This window comes from Bacillus sp. MUM 116 (assembly GCF_001866655.1).
GTDB lineage: Bacteria > Bacillota > Bacilli > Bacillales > Cytobacillaceae > Neobacillus.
The window spans coordinates 164,768-183,644 of the sequence record NZ_MLYR01000018.1 but is presented as its reverse complement, the minus strand read 5'-3'; the positions used below and the strand labels follow the sequence as shown (position 1 = coordinate 183,644).

17 protein-coding genes are annotated in these 18,877 nt (G+C 37.6%); 1 reads left to right on the top strand and 16 read right to left on the bottom strand.

The genetic code is table 11. The features are described from left to right. Positions 1-114: 114 nt before the first annotated feature. The 5 genes from BIV60_RS05295 to BIV60_RS05275 all read right to left on the bottom strand — a co-directional run bounded on the left by BIV60_RS05295 (position 115) and on the right by BIV60_RS05275 (position 4,508). Positions 115-849, bottom strand: a complete 735-nt coding sequence (locus BIV60_RS05295; protein WP_071354676.1) for an amino acid ABC transporter ATP-binding protein — start codon at positions 847-849, stop codon at positions 115-117. 17 nt (positions 850-866) lie between these two features. Then, positions 867-1,565, bottom strand: a complete 699-nt coding sequence (locus BIV60_RS05290; RefSeq protein ID WP_071354675.1) for an amino acid ABC transporter permease — start codon at positions 1,563-1,565, stop codon at positions 867-869. Continuing rightward, positions 1,552-2,376, bottom strand: a complete 825-nt coding sequence (locus tag BIV60_RS05285) for an amino acid ABC transporter substrate-binding protein (protein WP_071354674.1) — start codon at positions 2,374-2,376, stop codon at positions 1,552-1,554. Before BIV60_RS05285 ends, BIV60_RS05290 begins: the two co-directional genes overlap by 14 nt. Before the next feature lie 142 nt (positions 2,377-2,518). Further along, on the bottom strand, positions 2,519-3,340 hold the full coding sequence (gene nadE / locus BIV60_RS05280; protein ID WP_071354673.1) for an ammonia-dependent NAD(+) synthetase: 822 nt from the start codon (positions 3,338-3,340) through the stop codon (positions 2,519-2,521). Between the two features lie 49 nt (positions 3,341-3,389). Further along, positions 3,390-4,508, bottom strand: a complete 1,119-nt coding sequence (locus BIV60_RS05275; protein WP_071354672.1) for a serine hydrolase domain-containing protein — start codon at positions 4,506-4,508, stop codon at positions 3,390-3,392. Between the two features lie 182 nt (positions 4,509-4,690). Here BIV60_RS05275 and BIV60_RS05270 point away from each other — a divergent pair, with 182 nt between their 5' ends. Beyond that, on the top strand, positions 4,691-5,203 hold the full coding sequence (locus tag BIV60_RS05270) for an acyl-CoA thioesterase (RefSeq protein ID WP_071354671.1): 513 nt from the start codon (positions 4,691-4,693) through the stop codon (positions 5,201-5,203). A 30-nt stretch (positions 5,204-5,233) separates the two neighbouring features. Here BIV60_RS05270 and BIV60_RS05265 read toward each other — a convergent pair whose 3' ends face one another. The 11 genes from BIV60_RS05265 to BIV60_RS05215 form a co-directional block, all read right to left on the bottom strand. Next, a complete protein-coding gene (locus tag BIV60_RS05265; RefSeq protein ID WP_071354670.1) occupies positions 5,234-6,235 on the bottom strand; it encodes a DUF3231 family protein in 1,002 nt (333 codons plus the stop codon). 70 nt (positions 6,236-6,305) lie between these two features. Then, positions 6,306-7,280: a cation diffusion facilitator family transporter gene (locus BIV60_RS05260; protein ID WP_071354669.1), complete on the bottom strand. Its 975-nt coding sequence runs from the start codon at positions 7,278-7,280 to the stop codon at positions 6,306-6,308. 119 nt (positions 7,281-7,399) lie between these two features. After that, positions 7,400-7,633, bottom strand: a complete 234-nt coding sequence (locus tag BIV60_RS05255) for a group-specific protein (RefSeq protein ID WP_071354668.1) — start codon at positions 7,631-7,633, stop codon at positions 7,400-7,402. A 65-nt stretch (positions 7,634-7,698) separates the two neighbouring features. Then, positions 7,699-8,700: an AI-2E family transporter gene (locus tag BIV60_RS05250; protein WP_071354667.1), complete on the bottom strand. Its 1,002-nt coding sequence runs from the start codon at positions 8,698-8,700 to the stop codon at positions 7,699-7,701. 96 nt (positions 8,701-8,796) lie between these two features. Then, positions 8,797-9,810: a polysaccharide deacetylase family protein gene (locus BIV60_RS05245; protein ID WP_071354666.1), complete on the bottom strand. Its 1,014-nt coding sequence runs from the start codon at positions 9,808-9,810 to the stop codon at positions 8,797-8,799. A gap of 170 nt (positions 9,811-9,980) precedes the next feature. Continuing rightward, complete coding sequence (locus tag BIV60_RS05240; protein ID WP_071354665.1) at positions 9,981-13,118, bottom strand: MMPL family transporter; 3,138 nt, start codon at positions 13,116-13,118, stop codon at positions 9,981-9,983. Then, positions 13,115-13,573 (bottom strand): MarR family winged helix-turn-helix transcriptional regulator, encoded by a 459-nt coding sequence (locus BIV60_RS05235; RefSeq protein ID WP_071354664.1) that lies wholly within the window; start codon positions 13,571-13,573, stop codon positions 13,115-13,117. The genes BIV60_RS05240 and BIV60_RS05235 overlap by 4 nt, the downstream gene beginning before the upstream one ends. Before the next feature lie 384 nt (positions 13,574-13,957). Then, the gene (locus tag BIV60_RS05230; protein ID WP_071354663.1) at positions 13,958-14,560 is read right to left on the bottom strand and encodes an undecaprenyl-diphosphatase; all 603 of its coding nucleotides are present in this window, start codon (positions 14,558-14,560) and stop codon (positions 13,958-13,960) included. 228 nt (positions 14,561-14,788) lie between these two features. After that, entirely contained in the window at positions 14,789-16,174 is a 1,386-nt protein-coding gene (locus BIV60_RS05225) for a purine-cytosine permease family protein (protein ID WP_071354662.1), read from the bottom strand. 36 nt (positions 16,175-16,210) lie between these two features. Then, positions 16,211-17,203, bottom strand: coding sequence for an agmatinase (gene speB, locus BIV60_RS05220; protein WP_071354661.1), 993 nt, complete (start codon positions 17,201-17,203; stop codon positions 16,211-16,213). A 124-nt stretch (positions 17,204-17,327) separates the two neighbouring features. Continuing rightward, a complete protein-coding gene (locus tag BIV60_RS05215) occupies positions 17,328-18,701 on the bottom strand; it encodes a sigma-54 interaction domain-containing protein (protein WP_071354660.1) in 1,374 nt (457 codons plus the stop codon). Positions 18,702-18,877 lie beyond the last annotated feature (176 nt).

Below are 18,877 nucleotides of genomic sequence, written 5' to 3'. Positions count from 1 at the left end.
AAAAGATGCCACGAAGCATTTAGTTATACGGGTTGATGAACTTATACGAAAAACAACAATCTATGCGAAAATAGCCCTTACAAAAAAAGTGCTACGACCAAAGTCATAGCACTTTTACTGAATCATATTTAAAAACTTTCGTGTCCGTTCTTCTTTTGGGTTGGAGAAAATGACTTCCGGACGGTTTCTTTCAACCACCACACCCTGGTCCATAAAGATGACCTCATCTGCAACTTCACGGGCAAATCGCATTTCATGGGTAACGACAATCATGGTCATCCCTTCTTGGGCAAGATCCTTCATTACCTTCAAAACCTCCCCGACAAGCTCAGGGTCAAGGGCCGAAGTCGGTTCATCAAACAGCATAACCTCAGGTTCCATTGCAAGGGCTCTTGCAATGCCCACACGCTGCTGCTGCCCGCCGGACAACTGTGCTGGGTAATAATCAACTTTGTCTGCAAGTCCGACTTTTTCCAACAGGGAAACTGCTCGTTTTCGAGCTGAGTCCTTATTTTCACCTTTAACGATGATTGGCCCCTCCATCACATTTTCCAAAGCGGTTTTGTGAGGAAACAAATTATAATTTTGAAAAACCATCCCGGTTAAACGGCGAAATGAAGCAATATTTTTCTTTGAAACTTGCTTTGAAAAATCGAGGCTTTGCCCTTCAATGGAAATAACGCCCTTTGTAGGTGTTTCCAAAACATTCAGGCAGCGGAGCATCGTTGTTTTTCCCGAACCGGACGGGCCAATGATTACAACAACCTTTCCTTTTTCCACCTCAAGATCAATTCCTTTTAATACTTCCAATTGATCAAATTGCTTATACAATCCTTTAATTGAAATCATGGTCATTCTCCTTTCTCTTAAGACACGTAGCGGTCCAGTCTCTTTTCCATTGATTGTTGAAGGATGGAAAGGAACAAGCAAATGACCCAATAAATAAGTGCCGCTTCACTATAAACTAATAAAAATTCATAATTGGTTGCAGCAATTTCTTGTGCCTTTCGAAACAACTCCGTTAAAAGCACAAGAGATGCCAGCGATGTATCCTTTACAAGGCTAATAAACGAATTTGATAATGGAGGAATCGAAACTCTAGTTGCTTGTGGCAGGATAATTCTTCTTAATACTTGAGAATAAGACATTCCAATCGAATAGCCCGCTTCCCATTGTCCTTTTGGAATCGAAATAATTGCGGCACGGATAATTTCCGATCCATACGCGCCTACACTAAGAGAAAAACCAATAATCGCAGCAACATAGGAATCTAGAGTAATTCCTATGGTCGGTAAACCATAAAAAATGATAAACAACTGGACTAACAAAGGAGTTCCCCGAATAATGGAAACGTATACTCTAGCAATCATTTGTAAAATTTTAAGATGAGAAATTCTCGCCAATGCCGTTAAAATGGCAAGAATTAAACCAATGACAAAGGTAATCAGCGTTAAGGGTATTGTATAAAAAATAGCCCCTTTCAAAAGGGGCAGAAAGGAACTTTGTGCAATATCCATTAAACGAGCTGTTCTTTCAGGGTCAGCAAAAATACTATTTAAGTACATCTTGGCCAAACCATTTCACAGAGATTTTTTTGTAAGTGCCATCTGCAATCATATCTTTTAATGCTTTGTTAACTGCATCTACAAGAGTTTGATTATTTTTTCTAAACATAAATCCGCTTTTTGAAGCATCGTTCGATTGAGCAGCAATTTTAACCGGTGCATCCGGTTTTTGTTTTTTATAATCTAAATACGAAATCTTATCGTTGACTGTTACATCCACACGTTTTGATGCAAGCAAGTCAATGGCTTGGTTAAATCCTTCCACGCCAACAATGGTAGCACCATATTTTCTTGCAATATCAGCATAGTTACTTGTCATGGATTGGGCAGAGTTAAGGCCCTTAATATCTTCAAATTTTTTCACTTTGTTATCATCATTGCGTACAATTAGAACTGCATTGGAAGTAATATATCCATCAGAGAAATCATATTTTTGTTGACGATCCGGACGAATTCCAACCTCATTGGCAATCATGTCAAACCGTTTCGCATCTAACCCGGCAAACATTCCATCCCATTGTGTTTCCTTAAATTCAGGTGTAACTCCAAGACGCTTGGCAACTTCTGTTGCAACCTCAACATCAAATCCGGTTAATTTTCCACTCTTATCATGGAAAGTAAATGGTGCATATGTACCTTCTGTTCCAATTAAGATTTTTCCGTCAGATTTAATTTTGGCCAACAAATCCTGGTTCCCTTTAGAAGCAGATTGATTGTCGTTCTTTTTATCATTAGTGGTACTTGTACCACATGCTGACAGAATTAGCATAAAACTAAGCAAAAGTGCAAATAATACTGAAAGCTTTTTCACAATTTAACCCCCTAATTCATACTTGTTTACTTGGATTATCATATTACATTCAAATACTTCTGTCAAAGATTATTTTGACCCTTAATAAAAAATTAATGTAAAAAACCTATCAGAAAATATTCTAATAGGTGTATTTGATCCGTTATTTCCACCATGAATCAAACATCGTTACCGGCAGTTGCCGTTTATGTTCTGTCAACCAGTAGCGATTCTCAACTTTTTCAGCAATTTCTTTTGATACAGGTTTTCCTTCTAAATAATCATCAAGCTCGTCATAGCTAATTCCCAATTCGGTCTCATCTGCTTGTCCTGGCTTATGATCCAATAAATCTGCGGTTGGAACTTTTAAATATAACCGTTCATCTGCACCAAGCTCTTTTAACAAAGCTTTTCCCTGCCGCTTTGTTAAACCTGAAAGCGGAAGTACATCAGCACCACCGTCACCATACTTCGTATAAAATCCGGTAACAGCTTCAGCCGCATGATCCGTACCAATTACAAGGAGGCCTTCCATTCCGCCAACCGCATATTGGGCAATCATTCTCAATCTCGCTTTTACATTTCCTTTTTGGTAATCACTTAATGGGGTACCTTTTGTCATCCCATCATACTCTGTTTTTACCGCATCAACAGACGACTGAATGTTGAATACATACTCCTGGTCTGCCTGTATAAAGGATAAGGATCTTTGCGCATCCTCTTCATCCTGTTGTACCCCATAAGGCAGACGGACCGCAATAAAAACTGCATCCATTCCTTCCTTCCGCAGCTCTTCCACGGATAATTGTGCCAGGCGCCCTGCAAGGCTGGAATCCTGACCGCCGCTAATCCCCAAACAAAAGCCTTTTGCCTTTGTTTTAAGCAAATAATTTTTTAAAAAATCAAGCCTTTTTCTAATTTCCTCTTTAGGATTGATTTCAGGAGATACATTTAACTCCTGCATAATTTTTTTTTGCATACTCATATTATTCCTCCAGTCCATACCACTGTAACATAATGACAATTTAGAAATACTAACTTGATTCTTTTAAATTACTGGATTGCTTAAGGTTCATAATCGTGTAAATATCATTCACAATGGTTTTAATTTTTGTTTTTTTGGAATGAATATTCAATAAAATCGTAATTTGGGTTTTATCTTTATAATACACATGAATGGATTCCCAACCGCTTAAAACACCCCTGCTAAAGATACTATTTCCATAGTTATAAAAACCCAAACCATATTTCGAGATACTTCTAGGCCTGAGCATTTCCTTCAAAGTCTTCTTCGAAACTAGTTTACCACCAAAAAACGCCTGATCAAAGCGGGACAAATCAAGGGCAGTTGTATAAATGTCACCGTTGCCAAAAAGTACATATGGATTCAATGTTTTTATTGATTGCATATGCTGACCGAGTTTCAGATAACCTGTTGATGAGGCAGGAAAACGATTTTCCGATGTTATAAACCCGGAATTCTTCATTCCTGCAGGGACGAAAATATTTTTTTGAATATATTCATGGAGCGTTGTTCCTGTTACTTTTTCAAGAATATATCCCAAAATGAAATAATTAATGTCCTCGTAATCCCATCTTGCCCCTGGATGAAACTTCAAGGGCCTCTTTTCGACTTCCTTAATAATATCCTTAGGTGTTGTATCCCATATTTGCAAACGAGGCTTTTGAATTCCTGATGTATGGCTTAGCAAATGAACTAATTTTATTTCTCTGCCATTAGGAAAATTTGGGATATATTTTGATAATGGATCTTGAATCGATAACTTTCCTTTTTGTTGCAGCTGCATAATGCTTGTAGCAACAAATGCCTTTGTTATCGAACCTATTGGATAGGTAGTGGAGGGTTGGTTTAACTTATGAGCTTTGAAATTAGCATAACCGAATCCCTCGTTAATGATCAATTTATGATTCTTAAAAACAACCACACTCCCATTAATATGTTTGTACTTTAAATATTCCTTAATTCTCTGTTGAGGAGTTTTCCCCTTTAGAACAATCTTTTTAAGTGAGGCTTCGTGCTTTTCCACTAAAACCCGATGATTGCTGATATTTAGTCCATTATCACTTTGGCAGGCTGTTTGTCCAAATACCATCAGCACGATAAATAAACCAATAAGAAGATTTTTCAGCATTTGAAATCCCCCATTTTCTAATTCTTTTCTATCATTTCTTATATATTATTATAATGCTCTAATTTAACCATTTTTCCCCTTAAAGTTCTATGAACATTTGATTAAAATTTCTTGGGTTATTGTAAGAATTTCTGGTGAAAAATAAGAATATTGTGAGGACGCAAGTATGGGAGGTTTAATAAATGGAAGCAAAAACGTGCAAAGAGTCAGTAGTGGTAAGAACAAGCAGGGTTTTTCCAAATGACGTAAATAATCATAATACCTTATTTGGCGGAAAACTAATGAGTGATGTTGATATGATTGCATCCATCTCCGCTGTAAGACATTCACGAAGAGAGTGTGTGACGGCTTCAACGGATTCCGTTGATTTCTTGAGTCCGATTACTCCTCAGGATTCTGTTTGTTTCGAATCGTATGTAACCTGGACAGGAAGAACATCATTGGAGGTTTTTGTAAAAATCATTGCTGAAAATTTGATTAATGGAGATAGAAAAATTGCTGCTACGGCGTTTTTGACCTTTGTTGCCTTGGATGATGATGGCAAACCAACATCAGTGCCGGGAATCATCCCTGAAACCGAGGAAGAGAAAAAATTGCATGAAACGGCAATAAAACGTGCTGAAGAACGAAAAGTACATCGACAAAACAGTAAAGAGCTTGCCAATCATCTTACGATCAATAAGCCATGGGAATAAATCAAAAAGGTTCGTCGGTGACGAACCTTTTTATGTTAATCCTTCTAAATCTCTTCGATTGGGTGCATGAGGAGGCTTTTGAAGCCAGCCTCGATTAACTAAGATATTAAAACCTTGTTCTGAATATAGTAAGATCTCCAGGATAAACTTTTGATACTGAGCAACTAGATCTGTCCGCATTGATAATGACAAGGAATGTCCAAGTAATGTAATATCAATGGCATTCAAGGAATGGAAAAGCATTACAATAAGCTTATTGGAAAATGGAGCAATTGTTGAATCTGTCACTTCCATTGCAACTGGAACTACTCCCAAAAGCTCCTCTCTTTTTAAGAGGTCATTAAATACCTGAACTTGTTTTTCAGAAATTTCCTTTCCTTGTTTAATAAATTTTCGAATTTCTTTATCCTTTACTATTTGAAGGAAAGCCATACATATCAGAATTGAAAAATAATTTCGCTCAACATTAAAGAAAATCTCCGTTATTTCCACTGCATTAAGCGGCCTTTTCTTTCCAAAACCTAAGATATAGGAGTGCTTCTCAATGTATTCAACTTGTTTGGGGTATGGAATCATTGGCGACCGGTCATATATTCCTTTTTCCAGCATCAAGGATACTGCTTTTTGATACAAATTGGCTGCTTCTTTCACCATATTTGTAAAAAAGCTTAGTACATCACTTCTTGCAACATTTGCTGTGATAAAACCGGTATTAATCATATTCATTCTGCTCATCGAATATACAAAGCTTAGACCGAACGAATCATAGAATAAAGGTGGAGCCGATAAATCTACATCTTCCCCTGCAAGCCGGTCCGGCAACGGAATACCTTCTTTTAAAAAAATATCAGTTATTTGCTGAATATGGCTAAGGGAACTAGTATGTGCCAGCTGTAGGATACTTTTTATATCTTCATCCTGATTGTGATGAAGAAAGTATTCTAATAATCGCATCCCCATATCCTCTTGGAGATAGATTCCCCATAATCCACCAATTTCCGAACTGGATAATCCTACAGAATGTGAAACCATTATATCCTCCCCTAAAACCATTGGATAGGATTAGATTTCCAACATACTATTTTTTTATACGAGCAGTCTCTTAATTTGCTGTTTCTTCGGTATTCGATTTCCAATTCATCACCTGATCATCTTCATCAATTTCAATTGTGACATCGACTACGCCCTTTTCAGCCATAATTTTTTCCTCAAGCCGGTCTTTTATATCGTCAGCAGCAGCAACCGTTAATTTCGGGTCAATCTCAATTTCTAATTCTACGTGGAGGTCCTCACCCTCTTTAATTACAGTAATTCCCTGGATATCCTTAACATCAGGGTCTGCCATCACCAGGTTTCCGATTTTGTCCTCCATTTCTTCATCTGCCTGTCCGATTACACCTGCGGCATTATCTAAAAACACTCTGCCGACCACAAAAAACATCATGACCCCAATAATAATGGAAGCAAGCCCCTCTGCTTGATGAAATGCGGTAAAATGAGAAATAAGGACCGCAATGATGGCCAATAAGCCTCCAAGTGTTGCAACCATATCCTCCATAAAAACCAGTTTTGTTGCCGGCTTTGCTTTTCCCAAATTCGCAAAGCTTAGGGCAAATACATTTAATCCTTTAGCCTGAATCTCTACTTCATGTAAAATTTCCTTCATCGCTTTAAATAAAACAGATGTCTCAAGAAGCGTGGATACCCCTAACACAATGATATTAATGATAAAACCATGGGATGCAGTTGGATGTATAACATGATGATAGCCTTCCACAATCGTCTCAAATGCCATAATCCCAACGACTAACACAGCTCCTAATAAAACTAAATTGACCAAACGGCCAAATCCATTAGGAAAACGTTCTGTTGGCGCTTTTTTACTTAAAGCAGAACCAATAAAAACAAATAACTGGTTGGCCGCGTCCCCTAAACTATGCATGGTTTCAGCGAACATTGCCACATTGCCTGTAAATGAATAGGCGACCCCTTTAATGATAGCTATAATCGTATTAATAATCGCAGCCAGCATCGCCGACTTATTGCCCTTTTTTAATAATTGAAATAATTCCCTCATCGTATCCCCTATTCTTTTTTTAAAATTAATACCCTTAATATTTTCTAATCAAACTGGATTCATGAGAATTTTTCTATCCATTTAAAAAAACGTCCTGATTTGTGTTCAGGACGCTTTAATTATACATTTTCCAATACAAGATATAACCGATTATTGCGCTCGCTTTTCTCTTCTTCAGAAGCAAGGTCATATTTTTTCAATAAATGAAATACTTCATTTAACAATGCCTGTGAGTGTTCTTTTTCAAAAAATCGCTCAAATAATGGCTGCATTTCTTCAGGCAAAAAGGCTGCCTGCGATTCATATTTCTTTTTTACATCTGCATGTGAATGGTCCAGCTTACATTCGCTCATGGATTTTCCTCCTCATTAATAGTAAGTAATACAACCCCCATTTCTTTTTGAAAAGGGGGTTCAATTTATACTTTTTTTTGATCTGTCACTTCCAATACATCTAATAGGAAAACAAATATCGGAATTCCGACAATCAGACCCCAAACCCCAAAAAAGTGCTCAGAAAAAATTAAGACGATAAATGTATAGCACACAGGAAGATTGGTCTTGGATGACATCAAATTTGGATTTAAAATATAGGCTTCAATTCCATGAATAACTGCGATGGCGATACCCACATATAAAACCTTCATCAAACCGCCGATACTATAGGCAATAATCGTCAGTGGAATTAATGATAAAATCACCCCGGCGACCGGAATCAGCCCCAAAAGGAAAATCATGATGGAAAGTCCGCCCAGTTGCGGAAAATCCAAAATCCATAAAGAAATCGTTGTTAAAATACAGTTAACCACTGCAATAATTAATTGGGCCTCGATAACTTTACCAAACGTCCCCACAAATTTTCGGGCAAAAAACTCAATTTCAACGTAAATGGAGGAAACCTTACTCTTTTTAAATTTCTTGGTAAACTCAATTAACCTTGGTTTTTCCAACAGGAAAAACAAGCTCATTAAAAGGGCCAAAAGAATTTGAAGGCTAAACTTACTTATATCTGTAAAATACTTGATTAAGAAAGTGAATCCCTGTTCCAAGTAATTGGATATTTGGATTTCTTCAATTCTAGCCGTGATATAATTCAAAACAATATTATCATGTTTGGTTGTGTAAAACTTGGTCAGCTGTTTAATGAGCTGCGTAATTTCGCCTGCAATGAGCGGTAAATAAACGACTAATCCATATGAAAGCATTCCAACAATGACCGCATAGGAGATCACAACAATAATCTTTCGATTCAGTCGAATTTTCCCCTCAATAAATTTCACTAACCGATCCATTAAAAAGGTAAAAATAAAGGTAAATAAGATTAAATTAATCATCTCTTTCATCCCATAAATGATTAGGGCAATGAAAATGAAGATTAAAATTCTTTTAAAACCGCTGCTCTGAAAAAATTTATTGACCATATATTTAATCTAACCCCATTATTTGTCCTTATAGTCTAAAAATACTAACTTTATTATACCAAATCATTTTTAAAAATTGTTACTATTTAGAACCGGTTAAAAATGGACAGATGCCATCTGGCTGCTAAGGGCCTCACTTTCATACCCATGTTTGTTCAAGTAGTCCAGCAGTTTTGGCAGATATTTCAATGTTTCTCTTTTTTCATGCATTAATATTATAATCGGTCCCTTTTGCTTGGACTTCTGCTCCAATTGCTGGATTACATTTTTTACAAATCGTTCGTCCCTGTAATACCAGTCCTGACTGTCAATATTCCAATCCCAAAGCATATACCCGCCATCTGAAACAGCTTTTCTTTCTTTCTCCGTCAAATACGGATAGCTTCCAAAAGGTGTTCTGACTAAAAATGTATCTGTCCCTGTTATGGTTTTTAAAGTTTCTTGCGTCTGGTTTATTTCTCCCATTACTGATTTTTCCGATGCATAAAAAAGTTTAACATTATGGGTGACACCGTGAATCCCAATACTGTCCCCAAGTTTCACCATCTTTTTAACTGCGTCTGGATATCTTTTAATATTGCCATCCAGCATAAAAAAGGTTGCTTTGTAATTATATTTTTCCAGTAATGAAAGAATATCCTCAGAAAAACTTTCCGGACCATCATCAAAGGTTAAATAGATTGTTTTTTTGCTATTGTTTACCGCTTTTGACATGTTTTCCTTTTGTTGATCTGCACTGGTGTCTTTATTCGATGACGTTGGAGTGTCATTTCTTATTGTGGCAGCCTGATCTGGAGTGTGATTACTTGCAGATTTCTGTCGATCATTATGAGTCTCTTCATCTACTTTTTTCTGTTGCTGTAATGAAGCCTCATGCTTTTTATCTAGTATCCTTTCCTTTTCAAACTGGTCATCCATCGTTACTTGGTATAACGTTTCTTCAGTCTTTTTTAAGGGCATTTTTCGGCTGACCTTTTGCCCAATATCAGGTTCATTGGCCACAGCCTTTGAATCAAAGTTATAGATAATAAAGGCCCCTGAAGCGAGTATTCCCAAGGCAAGACTGCACAGAACGGTCCCCTTCACCCATCTATTTTTCCCCATCCCCATTTTTTAAATCCCTCTTTGCTGTAATTTTATGTCCTTACGACCATTATAGACGATATTTCACACAAAATGTTTCAAGTATATCAAAAATATTACAAAACTATTAAAGGTTTTTACTGTAAATAGATAAAATAGACTAAAAAAGAGACACCCGCTTGGATGCCTCTACGAATCTACTTTAAATTATTTGTCATGCCATTGAATGGCCACCAATTCGCTTTTCCAAAGTTTTTAACCATAACAGGAATAAACAATGGCAAGATGACAAACGCGTACAATAATAAACCGACTAAGACTATGGAAGCAATCTGGAGCAATGATAACATTCCTGATGGCATCATTGCCGCAAACGTTCCCCCTAAAATAATCGCCGCCGAGATAATGACTGTACCCATCTTTTTCATTGATAACAGCATCGCGTCGGCTACCTTTAAATCTTTATACTCATTAAAACGATCCATTAAGAAGATACTGTAATCCACCCCAAGAGCCATCAGGATCACAAATCCAAAGAATGGAACCGCCCAGCTGATTCCCGTATAGCCCAAAAGGTTGACAAACAGCGCTTCATTCATTGCCATCGCAGTGTAGTAGGTTAAAATCAATGAGCCAATAATATATAACGGCATGATCAGCGATCTAAATAAAAGAATTAAAATCAGCGTAATTCCAATCAGCATAAGTACCACTGTACGTGAAAAATCCTGATTGGACATTTTATTTAAATCTGCGTTCGAGCTGGTAATACCGCCAACCGCAACCACCGCATTTTCAAGCTTTGAATTTTTAACCGCTCTTTTCACCGCATCCTTAATTTCAGGAACCTGGTGAATCGCCTCATTGGAATATGGATTCGCTTTAAATACCACATCCATTGTCATGACTTTCCAGTCATCCGACAAATAGGTGTCTAATGCCTGTTTAAAATCTTTGCTTTTCACTACTTCTTTTGGCATATGGAACCCGGACATGCTGGTCGAGTCGGATAAATCAGATAAATAACCCTGAGCAGAATTAAGACCATCGGACACTTGATTTAGGCCTTTTGCACTTTGGTCAAGCCCATTCGACAACTGTGTTAATTGACCTGTTAAACCTCCAAATCCAGATAGCAGCTGTTTTTGACCATCATTGATTCCGGATATACCATTGGTGAGTTTTGGCATATTGGCAATAATTTGACCTTGACCGTTTGCTAATTTGTCAAGTCCTGCCTGCTGCTGCTCGATACCGTTAATTAATTTTTCCAGACCTGCTGCAAGATCATGCTGGCCGCCATTTGCTTTTGCAAACCCGGTATTTGCGGTATCCATTCCCTTTGTAATCTGAGAAAGGCCTGCGTTTAATTGATTAAGACCTTCAGAAAGTGGTGCCAGCTGCTGTTGCAGTGCTTGAACGGTTCCTTTGATTTTTTGGTATTGCCCTTCTTTTGCCAATCCATCATAATGGCTTTCTAAGTAAGCAAAATCTTCTCCCTTAATTTGGGCAAGCGCACCTGATAAGGCCGTTAATCCATTGGCAACGTCCTTATATTTCGCATTTAATGTTTTAAGATTTGCATCGATGTCCTGATAGCCATTTTGCAGTTTTCTGTAGCCGGCTAATAAGTTCTCGGCACCTGCTTTCGTTTTTTCTAAACCTTTTTTCAGTTCTGTTGAACCCGCTGAACCTTGGCGGATTCCATTTTCAATTTTAGCAAGGTTTGATTGAATATCAGTTAAACCCGTTTGCAATTGATTGGTTCCTGAGATCAACCCGTTAATTCCACTAACCGCCCCTTTTAATTGTGGGCCGGATTTCGAAAGCTTGCTCCCTGCTTCTTGCAGGCCACCACTAATTTTCGTAATTCCGTCTTTGCCCTTTCCTAAACCTTCCCCAAGACTTTCTGCTTGCTTATTCACGTAAAAGTCTTTGATTTTTTCACCTGCAGGCCTTGTTACAGAGCGGACTGTATCAACTCTGTCTACCTTTTCTACTTCTTGACTTATTTTTTCTGCCAATTCCATATAATCCGTTGTATTCATCGCCTCATCATTTTTAATGACGATTTGCGTCGGCATCGATTCACCAGGGCCAAAGCTGTCAGCAATCGCATTAAAGGCACGGATAGATGGAACGTTTCCGTTGATTTCTTCCAACGAGTTAAACGATAATTTCCCATCATATGTAACGAGGAACGGCACACAAATGGCTGCAACAATTAATAAAGAAATAAATGGGCGTGCCAATGAAAACTTCCCAACTGCCCCCCAAAACTTGCTCTCGGCATGTTCCGCACTGCCCTTTGAAGGCCAGAAAAGCTTCCTTCCCAAGACTGCCATAAAAAATGGCACAATCGTAAACAAGGCAATCAACAACATGGCAACCCCTATTGCAACTGCTGATGAAGATTGGTAGAGTTTGAATTGCGAAAAACCAATCGTCGCAAAGCCAACCATGACGGCTAAACCGCTAAAAAATACTGTTCTTCCGGCAGTTCGATAGGTTTGCACGATAGCATCGACCATCGTCTCTCTTTGGGACAATTCTTCTTTAAATCTACTAAGCAATAAAATACAATAATCCGTTCCGATTCCGAATAAAACGCAAACGAGGAAGATTTGGGTGTAGTTGGAAACGGGAAAATTCACTTTATCTACTAAAATTGCAACAATCGATTGAGACGCCAAGTAGGTAATCCCAACAGTTATTAATGGGATTAACGGGGATACGATTGATCTGAAAACGAGCAATAAAACGGCCAAGATAAAGACAACCGTAATCCCTTCAGTTTTCTTTAAGCCTTCTTGTGAGCTTTTCATCAAATCCTCATTAATCATCCAGTTACTTGTGTAATAATGATCAACCTTTATATCTTTTATCGTTTTATATAAAGCAGCGCTGACTTCTTTTGGTTCACGGTCATTCCATGCGACCTTAATGGAGGCAAGGATGGATTTCCCGTCCTTTGCAACCAGCTGATTTTTTAAACTTTTTTCATTAAAATGACTTACAATATCGGTAATACCAAGTTTTTCTTTGTTGTTTTCCAAAGCTTGAATCGCTTTTTTTGCTTCTTCGATTTCATCCTTTGTCAGCTTTTTATGATCATGAAACACAAGAGCAACTTGTGTTTCCTTGCCGCCATCCTTTTGTTTCTGAACCTGATTCATAATCTCTGATGCTAAATGGGATGAATAACCCTTTGGAACATCAACTTGCCCCTTATCACGGACAAGTTCTGCCATATTGGGAGCAATCATGAACAGTCCAACAATGATGGCAATCCAGGCAATCATAATTATCCATTTACTTTTTATAATAAATTTCACCCTTTACTCCCCCTGCAATTCTCCATAAGGACTCGATTTAACTTTTCGTACGTATCTAAAAATTGTTTGATTTCGGTTTCATCGAACTGGTTAATAATTGATTCAACCAGCTTATGAATACGATTTTCCGTTTGTTCAAATAAATCAATACCCTTCTCTGATAAGTGCAAGTAAACAACACGCCGGTCATTTTCATCACGGGTACGCTTTATTAACCCTTTTTCCCACATCCGATTAATAATTGCAGTAATGGCACTTTTTTTCACTTCGAAGACTTCTGCCAATTCAGAGGATGTACAGGTTCCTGATTTGCGGATATACCTTAACATGTAATGTTGGTCGCTTGTTAGATCACTGCTAATTTGCTCTTTTACCAGCGATTCGCCTTTTTTATTTACAGAAAAAGAAATGGTAATATATCGATCAACTAATTCTTGGATGCTTTGCTTAGACATTATGTATCCATTCACCTCACAATGAAATAATTCTACTGTTTAATTGTTCAACTATTTAACTATTAACAAGGTTAACTATAATAAGGGATGTTATAATTGTCAATTACGAATGTGCCTCACTAAAAATAAATAGGGCACCATGGTTTCATTATTTTGACAGTGCTTATTTGATTTACTCAAATAAAAAACAAAGGGCCGAAACTTGATAGCTTCGGTCCTTTGTTTTAGTATAAGTATTTATAAATTGCTTTGAGAATGGTCTAGCTCCGGCGCCTAGCCCCTCGAGGTCACAAGCCAATCCGTCCAAAAGGTTAAAGAACAACCTTTCGGCCGGCTTGTCTTGTGCTATGCCTGAGGCTGATCAAGGCGCCTGCGCTTTTCTTATTAAAAGTTCTTATGTTTATTTCCAGATTTAGATCGTGGCAGAATCGATTCTTCAATTTTTTCGTAAAAAGCAAGCAGATTGTTTAAGAAGGAAAGCTTCGGAGCGATCAAGTAGACAATCAGTGCCGAAATAATCCCAATCAAAGCTCCAGTTAGGATGTCGACAGGATAGTGAACTCCTACCATTACGCGGGAAATCGCAACGAGACAGGCAAGAAGAACCCACAGCCAGCCCTCTTTTTTACGAACCAGCAGGAATAAAAAACAAATCGAAAAAAAGATAATCGAGTGGTCACTTGGAAACGAATTATCTATCGCATGATTAATAAGCTTGTTAACATGCGGCAGTACAGCAAATGGCTGGAAATGCGAATAGAACTTACCTGCTATTTTTCCGAGCACTTCAGCTACAACCACAGAAATCACTGCTAGGATAATCATCATTCTGTTTTTATCTTTTCTAGTAAACCAATAAACTACCATACCTAAAATTAAAAAATACAACATGTATTCTGCAAAAAATACAGCAATATGATCTATGAAAGAATTGTTTTTACCAAGATCATTAATCGCACGAAACGCTTCAATATTTAAATGAGACATTTTTCTACTCCCAACATAAAAAAATTTATCTAGAACAGTCTTCCACCAAACTAGTATACCTTTCAAAGCATAGATTGGCAAAACTTTTTCAATTCCATATTATGAATAACGTCCTTCCGCTCCTTGAATAACCTTTCCGCCCTCCTAAGCTGTTTTTAACCGAAAAAAAGGATAGGAATTGGGAGTATGATTCCCTTCCTATCCATATTACGAATTAGTTATCTATCTCTAAATTAAATTCGATGAAGTTTCACTATCAACAGATGATACAGAGGCCTTAGACAATTTTCTTTTCATCATGACATAATAAATTACCGATGGAACAACCAAACCTAATATCCAGGCAACATCAGCCCCTCCCATCGCTTTGGCAGCTGCACCGACGTAAAGTGTGGTATTCATAAATGGTATTTCAGCGATGATCGAAACAAGAAATGCAATCGCAGTAATTTTATTTATCTTTCCATATTTCCCATTTAAATCAAAAATATCCTTTATACTGTATTCCCCGTGGCGCAGCACATAAAAATCAACGAGGTTAATCGCTGTCCATGGAATTAAAAAGTAACTAATAAATAGGATGAAGTTGATAAAAATCGAAAGGAAATTACCCTGGCCCAGAATAGACAACAAAGATCCAATCGTAGCGATTCCAAAAACAAAGAATCCGCGTACTTTAGGTGTTACTTTTATTTTTGAAAAAGGCTCAACTGTTGAGACTGTTGACATAAACGCACCATATAAATTAAACACATTGATGGAAAACTGACCGAGGATGATGATGATTAACATGATGAAGGCGAGACTCCCAAACTGGTTTGCCAGATTGGTACCGGAATTGCTTAGGAAATTTGGAATGGCGGTTGTCAACAAGACACCGAGAACCATCATCCAAACGGTTCCTAAAACAGTCCCAGCATACGTATACCAAAAGGTTTTGGAGTAATTGGTATCAATCGGTAAATATCTGGAATAGTCAGCAACATAGGGTGCATAGGAAATCTGCCAGGTTGCGACTACACTAACACTTAACATAAACGTTGAAAGATTAAAGCTTGATGGAGACCAGCTTCCTTGTGGTACTGGTAATTGAAAGACAATAAATGTAGCAACGATAAAGACCAGAATAAAAACCCATGTCAAATACTTTTGCATTTTATGAATGAGGTCATGACCAATCATTGTCACTATAAAAGTGATAATATTAAGGATAATGATACTCCATGTAACATTTAGGTGTATCGCACTACTCAAAACTTGAGCTCCTAATAGGCCGCTGCTTGCAAAAAACCCCAAGTACATAAAAATCACGAGGATTAAGGGGATGACTGCACCAATGACACCAAATTGTGCCCGGCTTTGAATCATCTGCGGTATACCAAGCTTCGGTCCCTGAGCAGAGTGGGAAGCCATAAAAATGGCTCCCAGTAAATTCCCCACAATAATGGCTGCAACACTCCAGAAAAGATTTAAACCAAAGGTGACACAGAGTGATCCAGTTACAAGTGTAGTAATATGCATATTGCCCGCAAACCACACGGAAAATAAGCTTTTTGGTTTTCCATGGCGTTCATTAGCAGGAATATACTCAATGCTTCTTGTCTCTATTTTCATCGACATACCTCCGATTATTAGTTTTGGAGATCCATTTTACGTGTGAATTTCTTCTTTATTCGAACTGCTTTCTTCTGCTATTTCTTTTTCCTTTAAAACAAAACTGAGCAGATCTAATGCAAGACGTGCACCTACTTGGCCGGTCATACCTGCTGGGTCATATGGAGGGGCTACCTCAACTAAATCAAAACCAATTACTTTGCCTCTTTTCGCAATTCCTTCAAGTAATTCATTGACTTCATCGTAAATAAATCCACCTGGTGAAGGTGTACCCGTTCCAGGTGCTACAGAAGGATCAAGTCCATCAATATCAATCGTGATATAGTATTTTTCTCCTTCTGGAAGAAGCTCTAAAACATTTTCAAATCCCATTTTTCTCATTTGTCGAGGTGATAAGATTACACTGCCGTATTCTCGAGCGGCATCTACGTCTTCCTTTAAACTGCTGCTAATTCCACGAATCCCAAATTGGAATATTTTCTGAACATGGTCCATTTCAGATAAACGGCGGATACAGCTTCCATGCCCATACCGCTGTCCGGAACGATGGTCGGCCCAATCTAAATGGGCATCAATTTGAATGACATGAAACGGTCCCAAATCCTCTAAGCCTTTTCCGACAGGGATGGTAATTGAATGATCGCCGCCTAATATGACAGGCATTGCTCCTTTAGAAACAATTTTCCTTATTGCTTCTTCTGTGTTTTCATGACATTGTCTGATATCACCATGTACCATATCTACATCACCGCAATCTACTACTTTCCATTTTGGTCCTAAATACATGATATCTTTTTCAATATCGTAGGCACCATTTAAACCAAAGCTATAAAGGGTTGATCCTTCACGGATTCCCCTTGGACCCATTCTTGCTCCCGACTTCCATTGTGTCCCCATATCATTCGGAACCCCAATGACAGCTACGTCCGCATCCAGTTGGTCTAGGTCCGGGCAAACTGGATATTTTCCAAATGTACAGATTCCTGTAAAAGGTAAATTCAAAAATTGTTTTTCATTTTGGTTGGACAATTTTAAGATGCCTCCTTTTCAGATTTCTTACAAAAAATTAATGCAAATTTTATGCCAACCTTATTGGAGCTGACCTATTGGTGATTTTGAAAGCCATACATAAGGGCAGCAGATGATTTTATAGTCAAAACTGACTACCCCCTTCAACATACTTCCTTATTTTTCGATTGGCAGTAGATTGACTAATCCCCAATTTTTCAGCAAGTTTAATGCTGCTGGGGTATTTCTGATACATCCGCACAATATATTCCTTTTCTAGTGTTTCTAAATAATCATTTAAAGCCAATTCTCTGGATTCTGGGACCATTACTCCTCCACTTCCTTCATCCTTCACATCAATTCCTATTTCATTTCCGCTAGTAGTAATAACCTTTTTCTCAATATAGTTCCTCAATTCACGAACATTTCCAGGCCAGCCTTGTTGACTGAGCCATGCGATCATGACCGGAGTAAAATGTTTATTCATTTCATATTTTCGGTTCATTTCTTTAGTGATCTCATATATTAGTGGAATGATTTCTTCCCTTCGTTCCCTAAGGGGCGGGATCTCAATTTTAACAACATTTATTCGGTAATATAGATCTTCTCTGAATTTCTTTTCTTTGATTAAGTTTTCCAAATTCTGATTTGTGGCACAAATAATTCTGCACTTTACCTCAATTTTTTTACTCCCTCCTAGTCTCATTAACGTATGATTTTGTAGTACCGATAGTAATTTGACTTGGAGGTTCATCGGCAGTTCTCCAATTTCATCAAGAAATATGGTTCCTTCCCCCGCCGCTTCAAAGTAACCCTTTTTACCGCCTTTTTTAGAACCGGTAAACGCTCCATCCTCATACCCAAAAAGTTCTGACTCAAATAGTGATTCAGGTATTGCACCGCAGTTTACTTCAATAAATGGATGATTTTCTCTTGAAGACATTTGATGAATCATATGGGAAATATGGTTTTTACCTACTCCTGACTCCCCCTCTAATAAGACCGTGACACCTAAATTAGCGACTTTTGACACTACATCAAAAACCTTTTCCATTTTGCTGTTACGGAGAAAAAATGGATTCGCCGCTTGCATCTTTAATTTTGCAATCTTATCTTGATATAATTGCAAAGCTTTAGCTATCTGCTCATTTTCTTTTTTTAAATATTCAAATTCGGTAACATCCCTTGAAACACTCATTGCTCCTATTATTTTTCCCATTGAATCGTAGATTGGATATCCGGAGATTATTAGTTTTCGACTTTTCTTCGTTTCTTGGATGAACGTATCTTTTTTATTGGTTCTCAGGACATTCGCAATTACTGATGGTGAAAAGATTCCCTGCTTTTCTAAATCGAAAATATTATGATTCACGATTTGCTCACAGGGAATTCCGGATACCTTTTCAGTAGATTGGCTTGCATATAAAACCATTCCCGTGGCATCTGCAATAAAAATTTCATCAAAAGAATGCTCTAAAATATATTTTAAAAGAATGGAGTCATCCAACGTTAAGTTCATCTTCATCACCTAGTCATTTTTGATTTAATCATAGTCAAAAATGACTAAAAATTCAAATAATTTAAAATTGGATTAATGAATATAGGGAAATAATTGAATAGAAAGAATTAGGAAGATAATTTGTAAAAGAAGTATTTTTTGATAAATAAAAAAGACCAGCATTTTTCATGCTAGTC

Excerpts from the sequence above, each read along its gene's own strand:
- BIV60_RS05225 (WP_071354662.1), bottom strand. The coding sequence starts at position 16,174 with ATGAAAATAGAGACAAGAAGCATTGAGTATATTCCTGCTAATGAACGC.
- BIV60_RS05290 (WP_071354675.1), bottom strand. The coding sequence starts at position 1,565 with ATGTACTTAAATAGTATTTTTGCTGACCCTGAAAGAACAGCTCGTTTA.
- BIV60_RS05245 (WP_071354666.1), bottom strand. The coding sequence starts at position 9,810 with ATGGGGATGGGGAAAAATAGATGGGTGAAGGGGACCGTTCTGTGCAGT.
- BIV60_RS05295 (WP_071354676.1), bottom strand. The coding sequence starts at position 849 with ATGATTTCAATTAAAGGATTGTATAAGCAATTTGATCAATTGGAAGTA.
- BIV60_RS05265 (WP_071354670.1), bottom strand. The coding sequence starts at position 6,235 with ATGGTTTCACATTCTGTAGGATTATCCAGTTCGGAAATTGGTGGATTA.
- BIV60_RS05275 (WP_071354672.1), bottom strand. The coding sequence starts at position 4,508 with ATGCTGAAAAATCTTCTTATTGGTTTATTTATCGTGCTGATGGTATTT.
- BIV60_RS05230 (WP_071354663.1), bottom strand. The coding sequence starts at position 14,560 with ATGTCTCATTTAAATATTGAAGCGTTTCGTGCGATTAATGATCTTGGT.
- BIV60_RS05215 (WP_071354660.1), bottom strand. The coding sequence starts at position 18,701 with ATGAACTTAACGTTGGATGACTCCATTCTTTTAAAATATATTTTAGAG.
- BIV60_RS05260 (WP_071354669.1), bottom strand. The coding sequence starts at position 7,280 with ATGAGGGAATTATTTCAATTATTAAAAAAGGGCAATAAGTCGGCGATG.
- BIV60_RS05250 (WP_071354667.1), bottom strand. The coding sequence starts at position 8,700 with ATGGTCAATAAATTTTTTCAGAGCAGCGGTTTTAAAAGAATTTTAATC.
- BIV60_RS05255 (WP_071354668.1), bottom strand. The coding sequence starts at position 7,633 with ATGAGCGAATGTAAGCTGGACCATTCACATGCAGATGTAAAAAAGAAA.
- BIV60_RS05270 (WP_071354671.1), top strand. The coding sequence starts at position 4,691 with ATGGAAGCAAAAACGTGCAAAGAGTCAGTAGTGGTAAGAACAAGCAGG.
- BIV60_RS05235 (WP_071354664.1), bottom strand. The coding sequence starts at position 13,573 with ATGTCTAAGCAAAGCATCCAAGAATTAGTTGATCGATATATTACCATT.
- nadE (WP_071354673.1), bottom strand. The coding sequence starts at position 3,340 with ATGAGTATGCAAAAAAAAATTATGCAGGAGTTAAATGTATCTCCTGAA.